This window comes from Bdellovibrio sp. HCB288 (assembly GCF_047305935.1).
Taxonomy (GTDB): domain Bacteria; phylum Bdellovibrionota; class Bdellovibrionia; order Bdellovibrionales; family Bdellovibrionaceae; genus Bdellovibrio.
Genome location: NZ_CP178619.1, coordinates 2,942,987 through 2,966,475, shown reverse-complemented (window position 1 = coordinate 2,966,475; position 23,489 = coordinate 2,942,987). Strand labels below are relative to the sequence as shown.

18 protein-coding genes are annotated in these 23,489 nt (G+C 47.7%); 10 read left to right on the top strand and 8 right to left on the bottom strand.

Features of this window, described 5'->3' with window-relative positions; all coding sequences use genetic code 11:
- The first annotated feature begins 65 nt into the window (after positions 1–65).
- Positions 66–1,625: a PAS domain-containing protein gene (locus ACLVWR_RS14470; RefSeq protein WP_413581335.1), complete on the top strand. Its 1,560-nt coding sequence runs from the start codon at positions 66–68 to the stop codon at positions 1,623–1,625.
- Between the two features lie 4 nt (positions 1,626–1,629).
- Here ACLVWR_RS14470 and ACLVWR_RS14465 read toward each other — a convergent pair whose 3' ends face one another.
- Positions 1,630–2,220 carry a histidine phosphatase family protein gene (locus ACLVWR_RS14465; protein ID WP_413581334.1) on the bottom strand — a complete coding sequence of 197 codons (591 nt, stop codon included), beginning with the start codon at positions 2,218–2,220 and terminating at the stop codon, positions 1,630–1,632.
- 52 nt (positions 2,221–2,272) lie between these two features.
- Here ACLVWR_RS14465 and ACLVWR_RS14460 point away from each other — a divergent pair, with 52 nt between their 5' ends.
- Together ACLVWR_RS14460 and ACLVWR_RS14455 are read left to right on the top strand one after the other, a co-directional pair.
- Positions 2,273–2,998 (top strand): EI24 domain-containing protein, encoded by a 726-nt coding sequence (locus ACLVWR_RS14460; RefSeq protein ID WP_413581333.1) that lies wholly within the window; start codon positions 2,273–2,275, stop codon positions 2,996–2,998.
- A gap of 55 nt (positions 2,999–3,053) precedes the next feature.
- On the top strand, positions 3,054–3,503 hold the full coding sequence (locus ACLVWR_RS14455) for a Fur family transcriptional regulator (protein ID WP_413581332.1): 450 nt from the start codon (positions 3,054–3,056) through the stop codon (positions 3,501–3,503).
- A gap of 26 nt (positions 3,504–3,529) precedes the next feature.
- On the opposite strand, the gene ACLVWR_RS14450 is transcribed toward ACLVWR_RS14455, so the two are convergent.
- A complete protein-coding gene (locus tag ACLVWR_RS14450; protein WP_413581331.1) occupies positions 3,530–5,869 on the bottom strand; it encodes a fatty acid cis/trans isomerase in 2,340 nt (779 codons plus the stop codon).
- 55 nt (positions 5,870–5,924) lie between these two features.
- Here ACLVWR_RS14450 and ACLVWR_RS14445 point away from each other — a divergent pair, with 55 nt between their 5' ends.
- The 5 genes from ACLVWR_RS14445 to adeD all read left to right on the top strand — a co-directional run bounded on the left by ACLVWR_RS14445 (position 5,925) and on the right by adeD (position 12,929).
- Positions 5,925–6,443: a hypothetical protein gene (locus ACLVWR_RS14445; protein WP_413581330.1), complete on the top strand. Its 519-nt coding sequence runs from the start codon at positions 5,925–5,927 to the stop codon at positions 6,441–6,443.
- A 122-nt stretch (positions 6,444–6,565) separates the two neighbouring features.
- Positions 6,566–8,044, top strand: a complete 1,479-nt coding sequence (locus ACLVWR_RS14440) for a xanthine dehydrogenase small subunit (RefSeq protein WP_413581329.1) — start codon at positions 6,566–6,568, stop codon at positions 8,042–8,044.
- Positions 8,035–10,368 (top strand): xanthine dehydrogenase molybdopterin binding subunit, encoded by a 2,334-nt coding sequence (locus ACLVWR_RS14435; RefSeq protein ID WP_413581328.1) that lies wholly within the window; start codon positions 8,035–8,037, stop codon positions 10,366–10,368. The genes ACLVWR_RS14440 and ACLVWR_RS14435 overlap by 10 nt, the downstream gene beginning before the upstream one ends.
- A complete protein-coding gene (gene xdhC / locus ACLVWR_RS14430; protein WP_413581327.1) occupies positions 10,355–11,164 on the top strand; it encodes a xanthine dehydrogenase accessory protein XdhC in 810 nt (269 codons plus the stop codon). The genes ACLVWR_RS14435 and xdhC overlap by 14 nt, the downstream gene beginning before the upstream one ends.
- Before the next feature lie 4 nt (positions 11,165–11,168).
- The gene (adeD, locus tag ACLVWR_RS14425; RefSeq protein ID WP_413581326.1) at positions 11,169–12,929 is read left to right on the top strand and encodes an adenine deaminase; all 1,761 of its coding nucleotides are present in this window, start codon (positions 11,169–11,171) and stop codon (positions 12,927–12,929) included.
- On the opposite strand, the gene ACLVWR_RS14420 is transcribed toward adeD, so the two are convergent.
- On the bottom strand, positions 12,926–14,290 hold the full coding sequence (locus tag ACLVWR_RS14420) for a TIGR01777 family oxidoreductase (protein WP_413581325.1): 1,365 nt from the start codon (positions 14,288–14,290) through the stop codon (positions 12,926–12,928). The two genes, adeD and ACLVWR_RS14420, sit on opposite strands and share 4 nt — an antisense overlap.
- Positions 14,291–14,302: 12 nt before the next feature.
- Positions 14,303–15,598: a cryptochrome/photolyase family protein gene (locus ACLVWR_RS14415; protein ID WP_413581324.1), complete on the bottom strand. Its 1,296-nt coding sequence runs from the start codon at positions 15,596–15,598 to the stop codon at positions 14,303–14,305.
- Between the two features lie 88 nt (positions 15,599–15,686).
- Here ACLVWR_RS14415 and ACLVWR_RS14410 point away from each other — a divergent pair, with 88 nt between their 5' ends.
- Positions 15,687–17,114 (top strand): ABC1 kinase family protein, encoded by a 1,428-nt coding sequence (locus ACLVWR_RS14410; RefSeq protein ID WP_413581323.1) that lies wholly within the window; start codon positions 15,687–15,689, stop codon positions 17,112–17,114.
- A 4-nt stretch (positions 17,115–17,118) separates the two neighbouring features.
- The gene (locus ACLVWR_RS14405; protein WP_413581322.1) at positions 17,119–17,619 is read left to right on the top strand and encodes a TlpA disulfide reductase family protein; all 501 of its coding nucleotides are present in this window, start codon (positions 17,119–17,121) and stop codon (positions 17,617–17,619) included.
- Here the strand turns inward: ACLVWR_RS14405 and ACLVWR_RS14400 are convergent, their stop codons facing one another.
- Genes ACLVWR_RS14400 through ACLVWR_RS14385 form a run of 4 tightly spaced genes read right to left on the bottom strand, consistent with a single transcriptional unit; the run spans position 17,620 to position 23,409 of the window.
- Complete coding sequence (locus ACLVWR_RS14400; protein ID WP_413581321.1) at positions 17,620–18,891, bottom strand: EF-hand domain-containing protein; 1,272 nt, start codon at positions 18,889–18,891, stop codon at positions 17,620–17,622. It abuts the gene before it with no gap.
- Positions 18,892–18,908: 17 nt separating this feature from the next.
- Entirely contained in the window at positions 18,909–19,922 is a 1,014-nt protein-coding gene (locus ACLVWR_RS14395) for a prepilin-type N-terminal cleavage/methylation domain-containing protein (RefSeq protein ID WP_413581320.1), read from the bottom strand.
- Positions 19,919–20,377: a type IV pilus modification PilV family protein gene (locus ACLVWR_RS14390; RefSeq protein ID WP_413581319.1), complete on the bottom strand. Its 459-nt coding sequence runs from the start codon at positions 20,375–20,377 to the stop codon at positions 19,919–19,921. Before ACLVWR_RS14390 ends, ACLVWR_RS14395 begins: the two co-directional genes overlap by 4 nt.
- Complete coding sequence (locus tag ACLVWR_RS14385; protein ID WP_413581318.1) at positions 20,374–23,409, bottom strand: hypothetical protein; 3,036 nt, start codon at positions 23,407–23,409, stop codon at positions 20,374–20,376. The genes ACLVWR_RS14390 and ACLVWR_RS14385 overlap by 4 nt, the downstream gene beginning before the upstream one ends.
- Between the last annotated feature and the right edge of the window lie 80 nt (positions 23,410–23,489).

Genomic DNA, 23,489 nt, shown 5'->3' with positions numbered 1-23,489 from the left:
ATTTTTAGAGTATTGTTAAGGTTTGATTAGGATTTAGCCATTTTGCGTTATGCGCCATTTCGAGTATGATTTTAATCACTATGGCAGATGAAGATTTGAACTCCGAAAAGAACCAGCAACAATTCGCGGATAAATCGTCCACAAAAACTTTGGTGGAACAGGTTTTTGAAGTCCTTCCCAGTGCTGTTTACCTGTTTGATATTCCGGCAGGCACGATGGCTTGGTTTAACGAGAATGTTGCAAGTCGCTTCGGTTGGACCCAGGAACAACTCATTGCCATGGGACAAAACTATTGGCCCACCGTCATGCACCCGGATGACCTCCCCGCTTTGGAAAAATCCCGCGAGTACGTGTTAAATAAAATGGTCGACGGCGAGATCCTGCACTTTGAATATCGCTTCAAAGATGTCTGGGGGCAGTACCACTGGATTGACGACCGTATCATCATCTTCAAACGGGATGAAAAAGGTGTACCTATCAGCGTTGTCGGGATTGCTGCGGTCATCGATGATCAAAAAGCCCACGAAGAACAACTGGCAGAAACACTGAATACATTAAATCTTTCATTGTCTGCTGCAAAGATGGCGACATTTTCATTGGACGTTGTGAATGCCATTCCCACTTGGGATCGCCGCATGTTTGAGCTGCACGGCGAAGAGCCCAATGACGATCCCATGGAAACATATCGCCGTCGCATTCTTCCCGAAGACCGCGAGCCAGCAACGACTCATTTCTATGACTCCTACAACCGAAACGATCCAGGAATTTTAATCAACTATCGGGTTCGGCATGACGATAACTCAATTCATCACATCACGATGTATGGTCGAAAAAACGAATCCCGCCCCGGTGCGCCTTTTTTTGGAGTGGCCTGGGATTCTACTCGGGAAGTTCAATCAGAAAAGAGAATTGAGGAGTCCAAGGCGAAAATGGTCTCCACCGCAAAAATGGCGGCCTTGGGGGAAATGTCCGGGGGAATTGCGCACGAGATCAATAATCCTCTGACCGTCATTCAGGCGCGCTCTTTTCAGTTGCAGCAAATGGTGGAACAAGGAAATTTAGATCCGGAAAAAATCAAACAGGCCGCAGAAAGCATCAGTAAAACCGCTGACAAAATCGCGCGTATTATCAAATCATTGCGCTCGTTTTCCCGTGAAGGAGATAAAGATCCCTTTGAATTGGTCAGCGTAAAAAGCCTGATAGATGAGACCCTGGAATTCTGCCGCACCCGCTTTTACAATCACGAAGTCGAGCTGCAGATTGGAAATATCGATGAGGATTTTGAGATCGAATGCCGCCTGATTCAAATCGAACAGGTGTTGTTGAATCTTTTGAACAACTCCTTCGATGCCGCGCAGAGCTCAGAGGAAAAATGGATTCGCGTCGAGGCGGCAGAGCATTTTGATTTTATCGATATCAAAGTTATCGACTCTGGCCCGCGCATTCCCGATGACGTGGCTGAAAAAATCATGCAGCCGTTTTTCACCACCAAGGAATTGGGCAAAGGTACCGGCCTTGGACTGAGTATTTCGACCGGAATCATCCAGGCTCACAAAGGGGACTTGTTTCTGGATCGCGCCGCAGAACACACCACATTCGTGATGCGTCTGCCTCGCTTGCAATAGGGACTTAAATTGAAAACTCAAACCCTTGTTCAGCACTCCAATTAATCCGGTACACGACGCAGTTGGGGATCGGCAGGGGCTCGAGCAGATCCGGGCGCAAAGAATGCAGGAATCTTTTCAGCATCAAACCGTGCGTGCATAGTCCCGCTGCTGCAAAGCTGTGTGTTTTACAGATTTCCAGCAAACCATCACCGAAGCGTCCAATTGCATCGTGGGCACTCTCACCGTTTTGATAGGTGAAGGAAAAATTCTTAATTTCATGGGAAGTCCAGCGTAGCCAGCTGTCCTCACCGTGAGTTTCCTTGATTTCATCCTGGGTCATACCCTCGATGTCACCCAGAAATACTTCACGAAACTTTTCAGAGACATAAGTAGGCGCACTTATTTTTTCATTGGCGATCTGGGCGGTTTGTTGCGCGCGCATTAGATCACTGGTGAACATCATTTCCACGGGATGGCTTGCGAAAAAATCCTGCAGACTGAGAGCCTGTTTGCGTCCTTCATCATTCAACGGAATATCGGAATGGCCCTGCATACGACGAAGCAAATTCCAATCTGTTTGACCGTGCCTGAATAGATAAATTGTTTTTCTCATAGACCCGATTGAAACACTTGCACCGGGAAATTAAAAGAGGAAAGATACTTACATGCACAAGATTATCAGAACTTTCCGCAGGTCTTTTGAGTCTTTGTTTAGTTTTCGTCTGCTCTTGCTGACGTTCGTCCCGCCCATTCTGGCGGTCCTTGCAGTCTTCATGGTTTTTTTCTTTTACTGGGGCAGTTGGACCGTGGGTCTTGAAGGATTTCTGCAAGGTCTTTGGCCTTTCCAGTGGCTGCATGACTTCACCGGTTGGGGTGGATATGTCGACGCGGTCGCCGCTATTGTACTGGTGCTGTTGTTTATCCCTGCCTGCTTTTTGCTGGCACTGATATTTGTTTCAGTTTTTGTTTTGCCGGTGGCTTTAAAATGGATCGCCGAAAAGGACTATCCGCACTTAGAGAAAAAGCACGGTGGATCCCTGATGGGCAGCTTGTGGAATACCGCCTATACTTCCGCTTTATTTATATTCTGGTTTTGTGTCACCCTACCCCTGTGGCTCTTACCTGCGGGAGCGGTTCTGGTCCCGTTAAGTCTGACTTCGTGGCTTAATAAAAAAGTTTTCCTGTATGATGTCTTGCAGGACTATGCGAGCGAGGAAGAACGCCAGGCTATCGAGTCCGCTGAGGCAAAACCCCTCTTCGGCATGGGCCTGATCATTGGAATATTTTCTTATATCCCCTTTGCCCTGTTCTTTTTGCCGGTGTTTGCAGCCATCTGTTACACCCATTACGGTTTAAACGCCCTTTCAGTCCTCAGATCCAAGAAATCCTAATGTATTCCAATTTCCCGGGGTGGCTTTTTAGCTGAAGTTCGGCTATCTTGCCCCCGTGAGCAAATGCAGTCAGGAACGTAAAAATATCGATATTGACACTCTGGAAGAAAGAGTGCGCAAAGCCGGGATGAAACTCACCCAGCAACGCAGTCAGATGCTAAAGATTCTTTTGCATCACCCAGAGCCTATTTCTGCTGACGAAATTTTTAAAAAAATCGGCGGTAAAGACGCCGGCGCGGACCTCGTAACCATCTATCGTATTCTTAAAAAATTTGAAGAGTCCCTCCTGGTGAATCGCCTGGAGTTCGGTGATGGCGTGGCCCGCTTTGAACTGACTTTGGAATCCGGCCACCACCATCATCACGTCATCTGCCGCAGCTGCCAGCGCGTGGAAGCCCTGCACATCTGCGACCTGGATCAACACATCCAGATGGTTGAAAAGATGGGCTACAAATCTGTCTCCCACCGCTTGGACTTCTTTGGTCTTTGCTCCAAGTGCCAGTAAAACCTGGAGCAAGTGTGTCCGTACCTCTAGAGGCTGTAGCGGGTTAGATCCAAGTATCCTGCGTCGACTGGATCGTAGGAAAGATAGGCCTTTTGCAACTCATCGTAGGACTTCCAAAAATTAGGATTCTGACGACGAACACCCCACTTATTCACAAGACCCTCATAGTCTTTATCATTTTTGATTTGGCTTACTTGCCGCGTAAATTCCGGCAATTGTTTTTCACTAAGTTCAAAAATCATATTGGGATATGAGGCCCAAAAACCCTCTCGCATAGTCAGGGTGTCCTCTTTCGGCGCCATACGCAGACTCTCCGCCGTAATCCAGGAAACGTTTTCGTGTTCCTTATTGTGAATCAACGTATAGACCCGGGAAGCACTCTCTTTCGGATGAACCATGACATAGGCCACATCAGGAAAGTAGCGTGCAAAGGGAGATTTACCCTGTGCCTTGATGGAAGAGATCTTACGGAACTGCTCATCCATGCCTTTTGCCTGCACCTTAAGCTTGGCACTCTGAGGCGGCACCACAACTCGCCAGTTGATCGGATCCACGGGACCGCGAACTTTTTCATTCATTCGGTAAAAAAGAATCTTCTCAACCATCTGACGTTTGGTTTCCGTCGACTCGGTAAAGCGCACTCCTGTGGGTTCTGCCGAGCCCACGGGTGGAAAGATATAGGCCATCTTTGCACTGGTCAAAACGCCTTGATACCATTTGCGACGATACTCAAGTCGCTGCTCGGGCGGCAGAAATCTTAGGAAAAGCTCCTCGGCCTCCATGCGAATCATATCCATGTAAACGCGGGTTAAAAGCTGATGCCCCACGTTCCCGAAGACGTCAAAATTCACAACCAGGTTGTAAACCAGTCTTTCCAGCAACGGATAATCCAAAACGAAAACAGTTTTGGACAAGTCCCCGACTGCGCCTTTCATCACCACCGCATTTTGATCATGTCTGAAGACCGTCAACACCGCATTTGGATTGGCGTTGTCACCATCCCAGATATCATTCAAGGTGTAGCCATTGGGACGAGCTTTTTTTAATTCCTCGCTGCGCAGTTTGCGATAAGCCTCCCGGAAATCCGCAATTTCCCCAAGGTCCCCGGGCGCTGATGAAAACTTAACGTCTGATCCAAACTGACCTGGCATTTTTAATAACGGAGTGGCGCGCTTTTCATACTCTGGTGAAAGCACCATTTTGTCGGCTTCGGGATTTAAGAAGAAAACATAGAACTGCTCTTGAATGGAGTTAACCGCCATGGAGCCGTTACACACCGGTCCTTTGATAAAGGTCGCCACATGATATTGAGCATCATCAAGCAGGAACTCATAGCGCTTTTTCACAGGGATACTTTGAAACGCCAGGAAAGGATTTTCTGCGACACCAGACTCATAGGAAGGCAGCTTTTCGATATCCCACTCAGAATCATTGAAAAGGTGCTTATAGCGCGCAAGCTTTTGTTTTGAAAACTCGTAGGGCAAATGAGTTTTTGCGACAATAGTTCCTGGGAAACGCACAAGGCAATACTGAAATCCTTTAACTCCGGGATCATCATTTGGTCTCCGCGAGGCAATCTCATCCGGTTTTTCGCAGGCCGTTTTTGAACGGATCAGTCTGTAGAACTCGCGGGGCTCTTCCTTAAAGTAGATATGCGCCAAAAACAAATGTTCATAAAGATAACGACTGATCAACTTTTGCTTCAGTCCGGAATGATTCAGATACTTTTCCCAGTCGACAATTTGCGGATGCAGCTTTTCAGATGGCTTGCTTGCTTTTTTCAGGGCCTCTTTACCGGGACCGGGAGCACCTTTGGTGATCCACGATTTAATTGTTTCGAGCTCCGCGTTGTTTAAGGCCGGCAGTCCATAGGGCATTCCCAACTGCGGCTGAGTCTTTTTCAAGTTTTCAAGCTCAGTCATGTTTGCAGCACAGATTTGGCTTTCGTGAACCTGCTCTTTAACAGATGCTGAATTGACTGCGCGCATATTAAGCATTTGGAAAAAGAGGCTTTCCTGAGGGTCCGCTGAGGTATGAACCGTAAAAAACCTCCGGGTCCGCCAGGCTTCCGTGGTCTTTTCATCAACCCAGATGCGCGATGGAAGAACACTGTCCATCCGAGTGCCATCATAGACATTCAGTTTGTTCGCACCCCGGGCAAACCCTTCAAAATTTTGCAGATTCAGCTGACAAGGGGCATTGAAACAGCTGTGGCAAGACAGGCAGCGATTATCGAAGATAGGCTGAATTTTATGAGAGTAGAGGTCCTCGGGATGGATGAAATCTGCATTTGCCTCCTTCGCGCTGACTGAGAGCGAAAAAAAGAACAAAATAAAACAGAATACAAATGTCTTAATAAATTGCATCGCGTGAATCTCCCCTGTATTCTCTGCCATAGTAAACACTGTTAAGAGGAATAGCATGGAAAAAATCCCATTTGAAGTTGTACAAGATTCTATCGACGTGATCTGCGGTATGGAGACAGAAGCTGATCTTGAAAAAGCGTCTGAGCACCTGTTTGATGTGCAGCCGGATTTGGGTGGCTTTTTCATGGAGTTCATCGAAGACATGAGCGAAGGCGCTCAAGACCTGGGCTTCATGATGGCATTGATTCTGAATCGCGCCTATGAAGAAAAATACGGAAAAATGCGCGCGATCACTGAAGATGAAGTTGTGGCTCGCTTTGAAAAAGCGGAACCAGAAATGGAATCCTTCCTGCAAATGAACGACGAAATGATCGTACAAATTCAGGAGCGCGCAAAAACTGAAGGTCAACCTGAGCTTATCAACTACATCATTGAAGAGCTTTTCATGTCCCCAGACCTAGAACCTTCTTTGGAAGCTGATGAACAAGTTCACTTGTTCATGGTCTGCAAATTCTTCGCAGACTGCCTGAATGACATCGCTAAAGAAACTGCAACGGATATCGTTCGCCACTAGTTCTGTCCTCAGTCTTGCAAAATGTTAAAATTCTCTGAAAAAGGCTCTCTTGCGAGAGTCTTTTTTTTATTTTAGACCTCTGACTACTTGCTAGGTCACAGTTTTCATGAGACGCCTATAGGATGACTCAAATCACAAAAAGAAATCATCTTATAGTGAACGTGAATGGTGAGAATATTCAGATCTCTGGTGACGAGGCTTTTCAACCCTTGGCGCAGTTCTTACGCAACACCCTCCATAAGCCAGGCACCAAGGTCGTTTGCGCAGAAGGCGACTGCGGAGCCTGCTCCGTTGTGACCTCCACTCTGCGCGCTGATGGATGGACTCCTCTACGCACAATCAATTCCTGCATTGCTCCCGTTTATCTTTTTGATCTGTCCTGTATCGTCACGGTCGAAGGTATGAAAGATGCCGAGGAACTGAGTGAAGTTCAAAACAAGATGCGCGACTTTCATGGGGGCCAGTGTGGATTCTGCACACCGGGTATGGTGTGTTCCATGGCGCAACTCGCAGAGGACTGCAAAACCTCAGGCAGCGCCATCACCGAGAAAAAAGCGCGCAACTACCTGACGGGAAATCTTTGCCGCTGCACCGGATATGAACCGATTCTAAAGGCAGCAACGCATTTGGATTTGAACAAGTGGCAACTCCTTTCTGAACGTTACCTGACCACTGATCTTACTTCTAAATTCAAATCCCACCTTTCTGAGGGAGTGGAAATCCAGAGCGAAAATAAAAAACTCTCCATGCCCACCGTTTTGACGGAAGCTCTGCGCATCAAATCCGTGAATCCCGCGGTGCGCCTGGTTGCCGGAGCCACTGATCTGGGTGTTTTGATTAACAAGGCAAAAACGTCTCTTCAGGAAATCATGGTCTTGAATAAAATCCCGGGCACACAAAACGTCAGTGGTTCTGCGTCTGGAATTTTGATTGGCGCCATGGCGACCTTGACGGACGTGGAAAATTTCGTGAAGTCAGATCATCCGGAACTAAAACGCCTGCTGCATATTTTTGCTTCGCCCCAAATTAAGAATCAGGGAACCTTGCTGGGTAATATTCTCAACGGCTCCCCGATTGGCGACAGCATTCCCCCATTGATGACTCTGGATGCAGAAATTCAGTTTCAATCCGTGCGTGGTGCCCGCTCTGTAAAACTGAGTGAGTACTACAAAGCATATAAAGTATTCGATAAGGCCGAGGACGAAATCGCCACCGGGCTTTTTGTTCCAGCACTCGTTGGAAACTATGTGCATCGTTATTTCAAAGTTTCGCTTCGCAAGGATTTGGACATTTCTGCCGTGACCTTTGCAGCAGTTTTAAAACTTGATGGCGGCACAATTACAGAAGCTCGCATCAGCATGGGCGGCGTGGGTCCTACGGTCGTGCGCATGCCACAGGTTGAAAGCCTGCTTACAGGACATTCTTTTAGCGAAAAGACTTTTACTGCGGCCGGATCTTTGGCATCCAGCCTGATCAAACCCTTGTCAGATCTGCGCGCAAGTTCGGAATACCGCCATCTGGTCACCGAGAATTTATTTAAGAAATGCTTCCACGAAATGGACACCGAAATGAATTCCAAGATGGAGGCCGTATGTCCATAGGGAAAAACATCCCCCACGATTCCTCCACAGGTCATGTGAGTGGCACCAGCGTCTTTATCGACGACCGCCCACATATGCAAGGCGAAGTCCTGGTCCTGCCTGTCGGTGTCCCCGCGGCGGCTGGTATTTTAAAATCCATCAACTATGAAAAAGCCCTTAAGGCGCCTGGCGTTTTAGCGGCCTTTACCGCAAAAGATCTGCATCACAATGTTTGGGGCACCATCGTTGTTGAACAGCCTATTTTAGTTGAAAGTAAAATCGGTTATTACGAAGAGCCGGCGATGATTTTGGTCGGTACTGATTACGATTTACTTTTGCAGGCAAGAAATCTGATTACGTTTGAAATTGAAAAAGCTGAAGCCGTTTTAAGCATTGATGCGGCGATTGAAAAAAACCAGTTCATGTACCATGGCGGTCCGATGAAATGTGGTGATGTGGATCAGGCCATGGCCGCAGCCCCTCACCGCTTAAGTGGCGCCTTTGAGTGCGGCGGCCAGGAGCATTTCTATCTGGAATCCCAGGCCTGCGTGGCTTACCCGTTGGAAGATGGACAGATTGAAGTTCATTCAAGCTCCCAACATCCCACCGAGACCCAACATCTTGTTGCAGAAGCCCTGGGGCTTTCACTACATCAAGTGGTGTGTGTGGTAAAACGCATGGGTGGCGGCTTTGGCGGTAAAGAGAGCCAGGCTGCACCATTTGCGGCGCTGGCGGCCTTGGTTGCACTAAAACTAAATCGTCCCGCAAGATTGATACTTTCCAAAGATGACGACATGGCGATGACCGGCAAACGTCATCCGTTTAAAAACTTCTGGGACGTGGCCTTTGATGACAATGGCATGATCCTGGGACTTAAGTGCCACCTCTATGCGGATGGCGGGGCTTACGCCGATCTTTCCAGCTCTATTTTGGATCGCGCCCTTTTTCACATTGATGGCGCCTACTATTTACCGAACGCCTTCATTGAAGGACACGTGGTGCGCACGAACATGTATTCAAATACCGCATTCCGTGGCTTTGGGGGCCCGCAAGGGACCATGACCATTGAAAGCATCATTGAAGAAATGGCCGCTTACCTGAAAATCGATTCTCTGTTGATTCGTGAGCGCAATTGCTATCAAGAGGACTCACGCAACACCACTCACTACGGTCAACGACTGGAAAATGCTCCTTTGCCTGAGCTGTTTGCACGCCTGCGCAAAGACAGTGATTACCAAAAGCGCCGAAGTGAAATTGAGGAGTTCAATAAAAACTCCCACGGCAAGGTGCGCGGACTTTCTGTCACCGCCACTAAATTTGGTATCGCCTTTACGGCGCGCTTTTTAAATCAAGGCAACGCTTCCGTGAACGTGCACAAAGATGGAACTGTCCAGGTTTCCACAGGTGCGACGGAAATGGGTCAAGGTGTAAATACCAAGATTCAGCAAATTGTCGCTCACTGTTTTGGCATTCCTGCCGAACAGGTGCGCGTAATGGCGACCTCTACAGAGAAAAACCACAACACATCACCGACGGCAGCCTCCAGTGGTGCAGATATTAACGGCGCGGCTGCACATAAAGCAGCCATGGGAATTCGCAAGCGCCTGGCTTGGGTGTTTCAGCAAACCCTGGCCAAAGCGCCCATGGATGATGTGAACGAATGCCCGGCCTTTGATGAGTCAAAATTGAATTTTGAAGAGTTTGATTTTAATAATTCCAAAATCACTCACCTTCCGACCAAGACTGAAGTGACCTGGGTGGATTTGATTTTGAAAGCCTATTTTAACCGCTTAAGTCTTGGGGAGTACGCGCACTTTAAAACTGAGGGATTGGGATATAGCAAAACCACAGGCAAGGGCACGCCGTTTAAGTACTTCACCAATGGTGTGGCCGCGACAGAAGTGGAAATCGACACCTATACGGGTGAATACAAAATTCTTCGTACCGACATCCTGATGGACCTGGGAAGACCTTTGAATCCAGGGATCGACCGCGGTCAGGTGACCGGCGCTTATGTTCAGGGTATGGGCTGGGTGACTTCTGAAAAGCTTTACCACAATAAAGACGGAAAACTTCTAAGTCACTCACCGACCACTTACAAAATTCCCAACGTTCAGGACACCCCTCGTGTTTTCAATGTGGATTTCATTGAAAACAACGGCAACACGGCAAACATTCACGGCTCCAAAGCCGTGGGCGAGCCGCCGTTCTTGTTGGGCATCAGTGCGTGGACCGCCATCAAGGATGCACTTCGCTACAAAGCTCAGGGTAAAATTCCTCAGATCGTATCACCAGCCACTCCCGAGGTGGTACTCATGGAGCTGAGCCGTTATGACCGGACCTAATTTTGAAAACTTTCTGAGTGCCTTTAAACGCCTTCAGGATTCCGGCAAAAATTTTGTGGCCGTAACCCTGGTGAAACAAATCGGCTCATCTCCGCAGGACGTGGGGGCAAAAGCCCTGGTCAGCGCAGAGGGGCTTGAGTTTGGAACCGTGGGCGGCGGCAAAGTGGAAAATGCAGCTATCAAAGAAGCCCAGCGCATGATTCAAGAGGACCACAAGAATCACTTTGTGGATTGGAATCTACAAAAAGATATTGGCATGACCTGTGGTGGCGTGGTGAGTTTCTTTTTTGAACTGCACAAGGCGCAAAATCCCTTTCACATCGCCGTATTTGGCGCAGGCCACATTGCTCAGGAATTTGTACGACTGTTGATGTTTTTAGATTGCAAGGTTACATGTTTTGATCAACGCGATGAATGGCTCAGCCGTTTACCCAAGACGCCAAAATTAAAAACTGTTCTTACTGAAAAACTTGCCGACGAAGTCGCAAAACTTCCAGACGGCACCTATGTCACGTTGATGACCATGGGTCACGGCACGGATTTACCGGTCTTGATTGAAACCATGAAAGCCCGTTCCCGCTTTAGCTATGTCGGCAATATCGGCAGCGAGCAGAAGCGCAAACGTCTGGATAGTGATCTGAAAACAGCTGGAATCCCTGAGAGTTTGATCAGGGATTTTCACTGCCCGATGGGAGACCACTTTGGCGGCAACAATCCCGCCGAGATCTCCTTTAGTATCGTCGCACAACTACTTAAAACCCGCGACACCCTTATGATTTCAAAAAACCAGGAGTAGCATCATGTCTTTGCAGAACAAAAAAACTCAAGGCATTCACCGCACCGAACTTCCCACTCGCCTGGCTCAGGCTCGTGGTGATGAAAAAGTCGATATTCTTATTAAGAACATTCAAATTCTTAATGTCATCACTGGTGAAATTTATCCTTCGGTCATTGCCATCGGTGGTGAATACATCGTGGGCGTGGGGATGGAATATGCCGACACACCGGCGCACCGGGTGCTTGATGGCGAAGGTGCTTTTATCACACCGGGATTCATTGACGGTCATTTGCACATTGAGTCCTCGATGATGTCCCCTTTTGAATTTGAAGCAGCGACTTTGCCTCTGGGAACAACGACGGCGATTTGCGACCCCCATGAAATCACCAATGTTCTGGGTGCACGTGGATTTGAGTGGTTCCTAAGATGCGCGGAATTAACCAAGCAAAATCTTTTCGTGCAAATGTCCTCCTGTGTTCCAGCCTTGCCAGGCTTTGAGACGACGGGGTCGGATTTTACCTTGGATGAGATGAAAAAACTTAAAGACCATCCCGCAGTTCTGGGACTGGCCGAAATGATGAATTTCCCGGGTGTTATCAACGCTGACAATAGCGTACTGGATAAGGTCGAGGAATTTTCTGACTTAAATCTGGATGGTCACGCCCCGCTACTGCAGGGCAAAGCGCTGAATGCCTATTTGCTTGCGGGAATTCAAAACTGCCACGAAACGGTGACCTTGGAAGAAGGCCGCGAGAAGCTGCAAAAAGGAATGGGACTGATCATTCGCGAAGGCAGTGTGGCAAAAAACTTGAAAACCCTGGCTCCCTTGGTGAGTGAATTCTCCTCCCCGCAATGCCTTCTTTGTACAGACGATCGCAATCCGTTTGAGATTGCCCATGAAGGTCATATTAATTTTATTATCAAAGAGCTTATTAACACCCATAAAGTTCCCGTGCATGTGGCTTACCGTTTGGCGACCTATTCTGCTGCAAAACACTTTGGCTTAAAACGTCTGGGGCTGGTGGCTCCAGGGAAGCGCGCGGATCTGGTTTTACTAAAAGATCTAAATCAGGTATCCATCAAGGACGTGATGATTGCGGGTGAATTGGTTTCTGAGTTGAAGCTTTCTGAGAAAGTTTCAGAGAAACTTCTAAAATCACAACCCCCTATGGAAAACACCATCAAACGCACTCCCATTAAAGAGAGTGATCTGCCTTTTCCAGACACCAAGGGCGTTTATAACGTCATTGAAATCGTTCAGAACGAAATTATCACCAAGCATTTGAAATGTTCCTTTGACGGAATTTCCTTTGATCAGGATGACGTATTGTTCATGGCCAATATTGAGCGCTACGGACAAAATATGCCAGCGGGTTTGGGTTTTGTGCGCGGCACGGGTTTAAAATCAGGGGCTCTGGCAAGCTCGGTCGCCCATGATTCCCACAACATCATGGTGATCGGCACCAATGTGGCTGATATGTGCGTTGCGGTTAACGAAATCATTCGCATGGGCGGAGGTTTCGTCGTTGCCGACAAAGGCTCTGTGCAGGCCTCTGTTGAACTGCCTATTGCAGGTCTATTGAGCTTGAAAAGTGCTGATGAAATCAAAAAGGGAATTGAAAAATTAAAGGTCGCCTTTAAACGCCAAGGTGTGGTTTTAGAAGAGCCATTTATCCAAATGGCTTTTCTGGCACTTCCGGTGATTCCAACTTTAAAACTGACGGACAAGGGCTTGGTGGATGTTACTCAGTTTAAGTTCATCCCACTGGAAGCAACTGTCTAAGGCTTGCGGGGAGTATCCATCCGTGCGATGTAACTGCGACGGAATTTAAAGATCTCCTCCACATCCTTGCGGACCATCTTACTGGCCGTCAGCCATCCCAAATACCCCAGCGGTAATTTATAGCGAACCCGGTCAACCATCAAAGTCCCACCCAGGAACGGTTTGAATTCATGGGTGTGATGCCACAGCTGATAGGGGCCTTTCTTTTGGCTATCAACAAAATGAAACGGTGGCTTCCACTCATCGATCTCGGTGACCCAGCTTGCCGGGATGCCGCGAATTTTTAGCTTATAGTTTATCAACGTCCCCTGCTCGATCTCGGCTGTCGAAACGCTTTGAATATTAAAATTCAAACTCGGTGGCGTGATGACTTCCAGATTGTGGGGATCTCTAAAAAACGGAAAAATCTCCTCTGGCGGCTGAGGTACAAATTGCTCCGCGTAAAACACTTCCTCGCCTTCTTTGTAGGCTGAACAAACATTCTCCAAAGCGTTTCGCAAAATTGGATATTGAAACTCATATCCTAAGGACATCGCCTTTTCTGCTGAACCGCGAAGGGAGCTCAGCACGACTTCCGATGCCTCTCCAAACAAAGCCTTCAAAGCAATCGGCGGCACCGCGGGCCCGAGTCTTTTATCCAAAGAGCTCGCAAAGACTTCTGAAAATTCGCGATTCGTCACCGGATGGGGCGAGCACCCGTTGATCGGTCCGACATAGTCATTGTTCTTAAGCGCTTCCGCAAAAAGACCCACGATATCGTCGATATGAATCCAACTCATCCAGTGTTTACCATCCCCAAGAACTCCTCCCACACCGGCTCTGAACGGGAACAGCATTTCATTGAGGGCGCCCCCATGCGGAGCAAGGACTATACTGGTGCGAATAAAAACTTTACGGCCTGGGGCATGACTTGCGGCCCGCTCCCATTCTTTGGAGACCTCGGCAAGAAAATCCATCCCCGCCTGATGATCTTCGCGCAAAATAGTTTCACCACAATGACCATAGATGCCAATTGCAGAGCCATGAACAAAAACCCTCAGGTCACCAGGCAAGGATTTTATAAGATTCTCTGTGGCATTCACCCGGGATTGAAAAATATTTTTCTTTTTCTCCTCGGTCCAGCGCATGCCAATGACAGGCTCGCCCACCAAATTGATAACCGCTTCGATGTTTTCAAGTTTTTTATCATGCAAAGGTCCCTGGACCAGATCACCGACCACCACTTCACAGGGAAACGGCAACACCTCACGGGCCTTGCTAAGACTGCGACTGATCACCGTGATCTCATGTCCGTCAGAGGCAAGTTTTTTACCAAGTTCTTTTCCGATCAGTCCTGTGGCTCCAGTGATGAGTACCTTCATATCGATCGTCCTTTACTTTTTTAAAGCCTTGGTGAAGGCCTGCAAACATCGTCCACGCGCTTCATTGTGGTCAATCATAGGTTCAGGATAAGCGTCTGTGCCGTATTCAGGCACCCATTTTTTGATATACTTTAACTCCGGATCAAACTTATCGGCCTGGGTCTCGGGATTGAATATTCTAAAGTAAGGTGCGGCATCACAACCAGACCCCGCGGCCCACTGCCAGTTGCCATTGTTCGCGGCCAGGTCATAATCCAAAAGTTTTTTCGCGAAATATCTTTCGCCGTGAAACCAGTGGATCAACAGATGCTTACACAGGAAACTTGCAACCACCATGCGCACGCGGTTGTGCATAAAGCCTGTTTGATTAAGCTCCCTCATTCCCGCATCGACCATCGGATACCCTGTGCGCCCTTCACACCAGCGTGTGAAATCGGCTTTCGATTTTCGCCAGGCAATTTTATCGTATTCAGGGCGGAAACTGCGTTTTTCAACTTCCGGAAAGTGCCACAGTATCTGCATGAAAAAATCCCGCCAGATAAGTTCACTTAACCACACCGGAGAGTATTTCATTCCCTCACGCGCAAGCTCCCTGACACTGACGGTCCCAAAACGCAGGTGCAAACCCAAGTGCGAAGTGCCCCCTTCCACGGCCGGCAGATCACGATCCTTGGCGTAGTTTTTTAACATCTTGCTGGAGAGCTCAATCGGAGGAAACTCCAATGGGGAACGCTCAAAACCCAGGGATTTCAAAGTCGGCATTTTTTCGGGCTTGGTTTTGGCGAAAGCACTTTCGTAAAGATCATTGGGATAGGACTTCAGATAAAACGGCGTCAGAGATTTCAAGACATTACTCTTATAAGGAGTATAAACAGTGTATGGCTTCCCTTGACCCGTGAGGATCTCGTCCTTTTCGAAAAGAGTTTGATCTTTGTAGGATTTAAATTCGATCTTTAAGGACTTTGCAAGTTTGGCGATCGCGGCGTCACGTTTGCGGGCTGCGGGCTCGTAGTCGTGGTTCGTGTAGATCGCCGCCACGTTATGTTGCATCAGCAACTCTTTAAATACTTCCAGGGCATTGCCGTGGCGAACCCACAGATCAGACTTCTTTTTTTGCAAGGTGGCTTTAAGCGCACTCACGGTGTCGTAAATAAACGTCACCCGGGCGTCCTGCTTATCGTCCAATTTATCCAGAATATCCGTATCAAAAATGAATAAGGGCTGAACCTCGGTGGATTCCTTCAACGCATGAAATAGACCCGCATTGTCATTCAATCGCAGATCTCGTCTAAACCAAAATAGTACCATGATTTCCTTTTGCCCACTGACACACTCATGCAGTGCGTGGGACATTTTGGGTTTAACATTGAACAAGATTTAGGTAAAATTTTGAAGCATGGATGAGAAAAAGTCTGCCAAAAAACAAAATAGCAGTGCGCAACAGGCAAAGCCCGAAGCGGGTCTGAAAAAGATCAAGTCATCGGTTTTTTCCCGAGGGCTGTCCATTGCGAAAATCACTCTGCAGACGGGAGCCTCCGTCGCCAGCCACGGTGTCACGACTGTTTTGAAATCCAAAGAGTTCAAAGACGCCAATTGGAAAAAGCTTCTGGAAACTCAGGCATCTAATATCAGTGTGGAACTAGGGCAACTCAAAGGCAGCCTTATGAAAGCAGGACAAATGCTTTCCATGTATGGTGAGCACTTTCTTCCACCCGAGGCCAACGAGTTTTTAAAATCCCTGCAGTCTGACTCTCCCTCCCTTAATTGGACGGCCATTGATAAACGCCTGAAAGAACTTTTACCTCAGGAAAAGCTGGACTTACTGGAGATTGAAAAGGAAGCCCTGGCTTCAGCTTCCATGGGTCAGGTGCATCGCGCTCGCATCAAAGCCACGGGCGAGTTGATTGTTTTGAAAATTCAGTATCCCAACGTGGATAAGGCCATCGACAGTGACTTGCGTGCTCTGAAAACCATGCTCTCAACTCTGAAGCTGATTCCCAAGGACTTTAACACAGACTCGCTCTTTGCAGAAATCCGGGAGATGTTGATTCAGGAGACTGATTATCTGCAGGAAGCGGATGCCACCGAGGATTACCACCGGCGTTTAGACGGTGATCGTCGCTTTGTCGTACCAAAAGTGTGTCGGGAGTTTTCAGGTCCCAAGATTCTTGCGACCTCCTTTGAACGTGGCTTGCGGGCAGACGATCCGGTCATTCAAAGTCTGGCCCAGGAACGTCGCAATCGCCTGGCCTTGAATTTTCTGGATCTATATTTCAAAGAAATTTTTGAATGGGGCGTGGTTCAGACTGATCCCCACAGCGGAAACTACCGCATTCGCATTGACCCTCAGGGGCATGATCAGTTGATTCTGTTGGATTTCGGTGCAACCCGCACCTACGATGACTCTTTCCTGGGCCCCTATCGCCGCATGGTGAAGGGTTCATTATTCAATCAGCAAAAAGTATTCATGGATGCCGCCCTGGAGCTTGGCTTTGTTCGCGCGACTGACAGCCCGGAATTAAAAGCTGTGTTTGAGTCGTTCTGCTATGAAACTGTTGAGCCGTTCATTGAGCACACAGATCCGCGCAACACCTTGGGAGTGATTGATGCCCAGGGAAATTATGACTGGAAAAACACGGATCTCCCGCAGCGTCTGTCCAAGAAGGTCTTTCAAATTGCCCGGCAGTTTTCACTGCGCGCCCCGCCCCGCGAAATCATTTTCCTGGATCGCAAGACCGGTGGTGTTTTTATATTCTTATCCATTTTAAAAGCCAAAATGCGCGGCCGCGACGTCTTGCTTAAACATCTGAACTCCGTGGAATAGTTTTATGTTACGTGCTCTTTTTATTCTGATTGTTCTTACTCTGCCATTCGTCTCCGCTGCGAGCGAAGTGGAAAACAAAATCACAGTGCAATGGAACTCTTTACCCGGGGAATCCCTGAATCAGCACAAAATCAAATTTGCTGAGCTTAAAGGAAAAGTCGTGGTTGTGGATTTTTGGGCGACCTGGTGTGAGCCCTGCAAAGAGGCTTTGCCCCACTATATGGAGCTTCATAAAAAGTACAAATCCAAGGGACTGGTTATTCTGGCGGTGAATGAAGATGACTCGGTGGCAGACCGGGATGCTTATTTAAAAAAGACTCCCTATCCATTCCCGGTATTTGCGGATCCCGGCAGAAAAATGCTGGAGACTTTTGGCGTCGCCGCCATCCCCACCGTTTTTATCTTTGATAGAAATATGAAGCCTGTGACTTTCGTTCGCGGGTTTGATGCGAAGAAAGCACAGGCTATAGAAAAGTCTATTCAGGATTTGATAATCGCGAAATAACTATTTCGTGTCTGCGAGATTGGTTTGGATGTACGGGGCAAACCAAATATCGTAAATTTTCCCGGTTTTGGTTTTACCTTTGGCATCGGTGTACCAGAACTTGGAACGCTCGCGAATTTCCGCGTTTTTGCCACGACTCTCAAAGTTCTTTTCATACTTCAAGGAAATCTTGGTCAGCTTCAAACTGGCCTTGGACATTTCGGACTTTTGCGAAACACCATCGCCGTTTTTGTCCTTCCAAAGAACCAGACGCCGGAAGTCCTTGTCTTTGGCATCAATCATTCCATCTTTGTTGGAGTCGAGCTTTCTGAGTGCTTCAAAACCATTGATGTCGATGCTGTTGTCGCCAAAGAGTTCATTCTTTTGATCGATGCGACCGTTCTTATCACGATCCATCGCCAGGAAAAACCCTGGATGATCGGCGTTTGGCCAGTAGACTTTTCCACCTGGATTCAGAGGAAAATCACTGACATTTTCAAACTCCGGCAATTTGTCATCAAAGAACACCATCAGTGGCGACCAGTAACCACCGCAGAATCCGGTTTCACCCGGGAAGCTGATAAAGATCTCGGCAATGGATCTGTCTGGAGAAACGTTGAATCCACCAATCGTGGCAGTCACGTCCCCGTCCTTACCCATGAAGTTACCGCAACCATAGGTCGGCATTTGCGCTGACCAGCCATAATCACCAAATACGGGACCGGTATTACAGTCCAAAACCTCTTGTTCAAACTTCATAGCCCCCAGTGCCACTGTTGCTTTGCTAACCGTGATATTACCTGAGTCATCCACAGAGACATCGGTTGGAATCTTGGTTTTAAACTCAACAACATTCCCGAAAATCGCGGCGGTTCCGCCCGCAGGGACCATTTTCACTTTCGAGGATTTGATATTGGCGATTTGACCATTTCCAACAGTCCCGGAACCCTCTTTGGTTACAACAACTGCCGGATACTCGGCGCCGAGATTATAGGTCTTGGTCCCAATTAACAGATTAATATCTGCTGTGATCAAAGAACTTTTCGCCAGAGGGTTTGTCACCGCACGCAGATTCGTTGGAAAACACGAGTTGATCAACCGGATGGTCATCGTGTCTTTACCCGCACGTGTGACGGTTCCAGATGCAGGCGCCCCCACTACTGACTCCCCGGCACTGACCGAGTTGACAGCCATTGGAACGTCCTTACTGACGGCCAAAACGTTGTTTTGGTCTGCCATCGCAGTGCTCGTCAGCAATGCAATTGAAGCCCCCCAAAAAACTGCTGTTTTCATAACTCCCCCTTAAACGATCAAATCTTGGTTTTCTTAACCTTATGAATCTTAAAATAAATCATTCTTTTCATGACTGAGTCGCGGCGAAGAACCATTTTCTCGACCCCGTCTGAAAGCATGGTCAGCGTGACCCATTTGCCATTGCGATATTCAGCAGCATACAAGCTCAGCGGTTGCTTATCGTAATGCGCGGCATTTTTATTTTTATCAATCTCTACATAGTACTTGATGATTTTCACCACCCGCGCGCGAACAATCGTCTGACCACCACCCACCGAGGGAAGTGTTCTTAGGAAATTATCCAGGCTGGTGATCGCATTGCCATTATATGGCTGTGTCATCTTAAACATTTTCTCAACACCACCGGAAATATTCTGCAGGTTATCCCCTGCCTGTACGGCGATGGAACCCAGATAGAAAGGACTGCGTGGTGGAACTAAAATATCCACTTCCCCGTCTTTCAATGGACGAATGCGGCTTGGTGTATCAAAGAACAAAACATTTCCATCTTTCCAAAAACCTGCACGACCGCCATTGGCTTCGTTGGAAATCCATTTACGACTTTTCGCACCGTTGAAAGTCAATGAAGCTGGTTTGTTGGGATCTCCCGGATCCGCACCCACGTCATAGGCCCAAACCGGGTCGTAGTTCAACAGTGGACCCGAAGCAAAGTCCTGAGTCACCACAAAGAACTCGGATTTTCCGGAGCTGAGGCTCAGCGTGAATTCGCGATCCGCTCTTTTGAGCAAAACGTTTTCTGTGACATCGGGATAGAAGTCATAAAAGTTATTGCCGTTATCATCGTTAACCACGATGTTGTTATAAGAAACCTCAAGACCATTGAGATTTTTAAAGATAATACGCTCGGCCAGATTCTGGTCAATAGAGTCATCCAGCTGACGAGTCAGCTTCGTTTGCTCTTTGGCCATCTGTACTTGCACGGCGACAACAACAAGAATCACAACCGCGGATAAACCTATCCCGACCATGAGTTCAACTATTGTTAAGCCTTTCTGATTGCGCATCATCATTTTGCACTCACCACGAATGTGTAGTCCCGGAATTTCTCCGGTGCCCAGCTCTTATGGGTCATTCTTAAAGTCACAAGATAAAGTCCACGGTAAAGTTCATAGGGCTGAATGATATATCCGAAACTTCCCTCACAAGTATCGCAATTCCCGCGTTCTGCCACACGACCGATATCCCAAAGCATGGGAAGTTTATCCGGAGGCAGGAAATCATCGATCTTGGTTTGATCGTAATTGAAATTCACCTGATAGTCCTGCACACCGGCTTTGATGTTTTCAGCAATATCTGAAACCTGGCGATCTGTGGAACCCGCCATCAAACTTTGTTGCGAAGTCTTATACAAAGACGCCATACCGCCCGCAAAGGTCAGCCCTATGACTGAGATCAATCCCAAAGCCACAAGGGCTTCGATGATGGTTTGACCGTTCCTGTTTTTGAACAATGATTTTTTCATCATAGTCCTTGCCCTTCTCTGGCTTGCTCTACTACGTAGTAGTGGTAAATACGACGTTTACAAGTCGGCACAGTTTGAGTTGCCCCTACCGGGATACCGCAATCCGGATCCACTGCGGTCCACTTAAATGGATCCGCTTTTGCGCGCAGGCTGATTACGTTACAGTTCATACGATCTGCTGTTTCTTGAATCGATGGCATTGGATGCCAGATTGGAGACGGCAGGTTGTCGCATTTCGTTTTGTTACTCGGATCAGAAAGAGGATGCAAGATTCCGCGGGCACGAAGCTCCTGTGTTGCTTGCGGATAGTAGATACTTGTCCATGTGATACCCGTGCGGATCGCCTGCTCATTGATTTTCAATGATTTGCCAATGATGAAAGTTCCCACGATGCGCAGTGGTTTTGTACGACCGCCCTCGATCACCAGGTTGTCACAAGTATAAAGACCCGTCACAAATGTAGCGCCGGCTTTAATTGTACAGTCCCCAATGATAGATCTGACCATGAACTTCGCATCATCCGTGGCCCAAGTTCTGTTCCCGGCCACTGGATCTGCCGTCGTTGCATTATCCTCCCCGGCAAAGTTCCAGGACTTACGAGTCGAAGAGGAGAAGCTTGAACCCCAATTAGCGGCCCCGAAGGACTGCGAGTTGATCATATTATAGTACTCATCACACTTTGCTACCAAGTCAGCGGATTCATCATCAACTGTACCAGTACCTGCGTTCGTCGTCAGAGACAACGCCGTTGGACGAGTCAGGGAGCCGTTGCTTGCGATTTGGAAATTCAAGTAACCAGACAAGTGATTAGGATCGGCATTGGAACGAATCGGAGTACTGTTATAGTAAGTCCCGTCGTAACCTCTAAAACGGATCGACAACGAGTTTATTCTTACACCATCTTTATTAACCAGATACTGCCCGTTTTTGATCGTGATCTGCACGTCAATACGGTCCTTATACTCCTTACCAGACCAGCTATAAACCTTATCCAGGTCAATCTTCACGACCGGTAAGTGATCTTTCAGTTCTTCATAATCATCAAGTTGTGCCTGATACTTGGTTACGTTCGCTTGTGCTGTATCCTTGGCCGAAGATGTCGCAGGCATTTGCACGTTTTCCAACGAAGCAATCTGCTGATTTAGATCATTGATTTGCGTGGTCAGCTTGGCGATCTTCTTTTCAAGTTTTGTAATCACACTTGCATCCTGATAAGTACCAGGAGGCACCGGCGTTGGCGACACCGTCGGCGATGGGCTTACAGTCGGAGATACTGTTGGAGATGGTTCAACGGTCGCCTCTGGATCCGGTGAGCCCGTGGCTGTTGGAGACGGAGACACTGTGGCTGTTGGAGAAGGTTCTGGAGTCGCGACTGGCTCCACTGGTTTTCCCGACTCGGCCGCCAGATCGTCTTTCGCCGTCTGCAGATCAGATTCAGCTGCTGATCTTTGCGCCTTCAAACTGCTTAGATTTGAGCTTTGCTGATCACTTGTATCCTGGGCATTTTTCAACGCTGTTTTTGCATTATTCAAATTCGTTTTAATTGTGGCCAGGCGTGCTGGATTCAAGACTGGTGGCGTAATCTCCACGAAACCGTCTTTAACAAGATCAACCGCAAACTTGCGTTCGTCTGAGCCAGAGCCATAGAGCATTTCCAACTTGGCAATGGCACCCGAGTACTTGTCTTTGTTATCAATTTCCCACTTACCGGTTGACCAATCACCCGTCAATACTGGGTTATTTGGCAATTGGTTTTTCTGAGCATAGAAAGTATTGTAATTGGTAAGAACCGTACGATAGTTAGTGTAATAGCCTTCACCATCTTTGGTCGGATCCGTAGACTCCGTCTTTTTCGCAGTCACATCGGAAGCTTCCATGTATTCCAGGTTTGAACTTTTTTGATTCAACTCAGAACAGATTTTATTCCAATCATATTCAGTTCCCGATGAACCCGAAGCACGGCCCGACATGACGTCCAATCCCAAGTCGCGCATACCATCATTTTCAATACCGCCCAGGAATCCACCAAACACACGGGAGTCAGACCAGAAACGATCCGGCAAGGAGCCCTGGGTGACAGGAGCATAGGGACTGTTATCCGGTCTTAAGATCCAACCATTACCCATATAGACACGGTCTGCGAAAGTAACACCCGCATAGCTTGAGTTACCGCCACTACCCGAATCATATGGCAAAGTGATATTGCCATTCACGAAAACAGGACTTTTAAAGACCAACCCCGTGCTGTTACCCAGATCATTCTTGCTGTTGAATTTGTGGAATACGACCTCACCTTTATCCGTTTGGGAAGCATTCCACTCTTTATCCATGCGCAAGTTGCCGGGAAGTACCAATGCAAAGGAACCCACTTCACGTGGATAAATTGCAAGTTGAGCGCGAACTTGCAGCGGCGCTCTTCCCACTTGAACAACTTTATCTGTTTTATCGATCAAAGAAACCTGTGCTTGAACGTAAACTTCGCGACCTGCTTTCGGCAGATAGCCCGAATTCGCTGGACGAGTCAGGAGAACTTTGATGGCTTTCACAGGCACGACCGCGCCTGAAACTTCATCCACCACATTTTTCAAATTATTTACAACCGGGAATAGAGGATGATTTGCTGAGACCGGAAACACCAAGGACAATTCAATTTTATCCAGGCGCAGTTTATCCAGATCTTTATCATGTGGACCAATATTCGTCCCGGAAGCCGCCATCGCCTGCAAGGACTGCAATTGTTCATCAGACATCACCAGGCGTTCAACGTTACCGGCGTGATTCCAATCACAGCTTGTTGTGTTTTGCATTAAGGTGTTGTTTTCAAAACAATACTTTTGACGAACACCGAAGACCACGTAGTCCAGCGCACTGTTCACCGCGAACTTTAAGTTCACCACGTTTTTGGTTTTAACGACTTGTTTACGCTGACCGATGACGTAAGAGGATAAAAAATAAAAACTGATGCTCAACACGACCATGGCCGTGAGAACCTGCATTATCGCGTTACCTTTTTTATTTCCAATAGTCCTATACATACCGACGTTTCCTATATGAGTCCTTATCGGACAGGAAACGAACAAGATTTATTGAAAAATCGCAATAATCCCAGAATTCT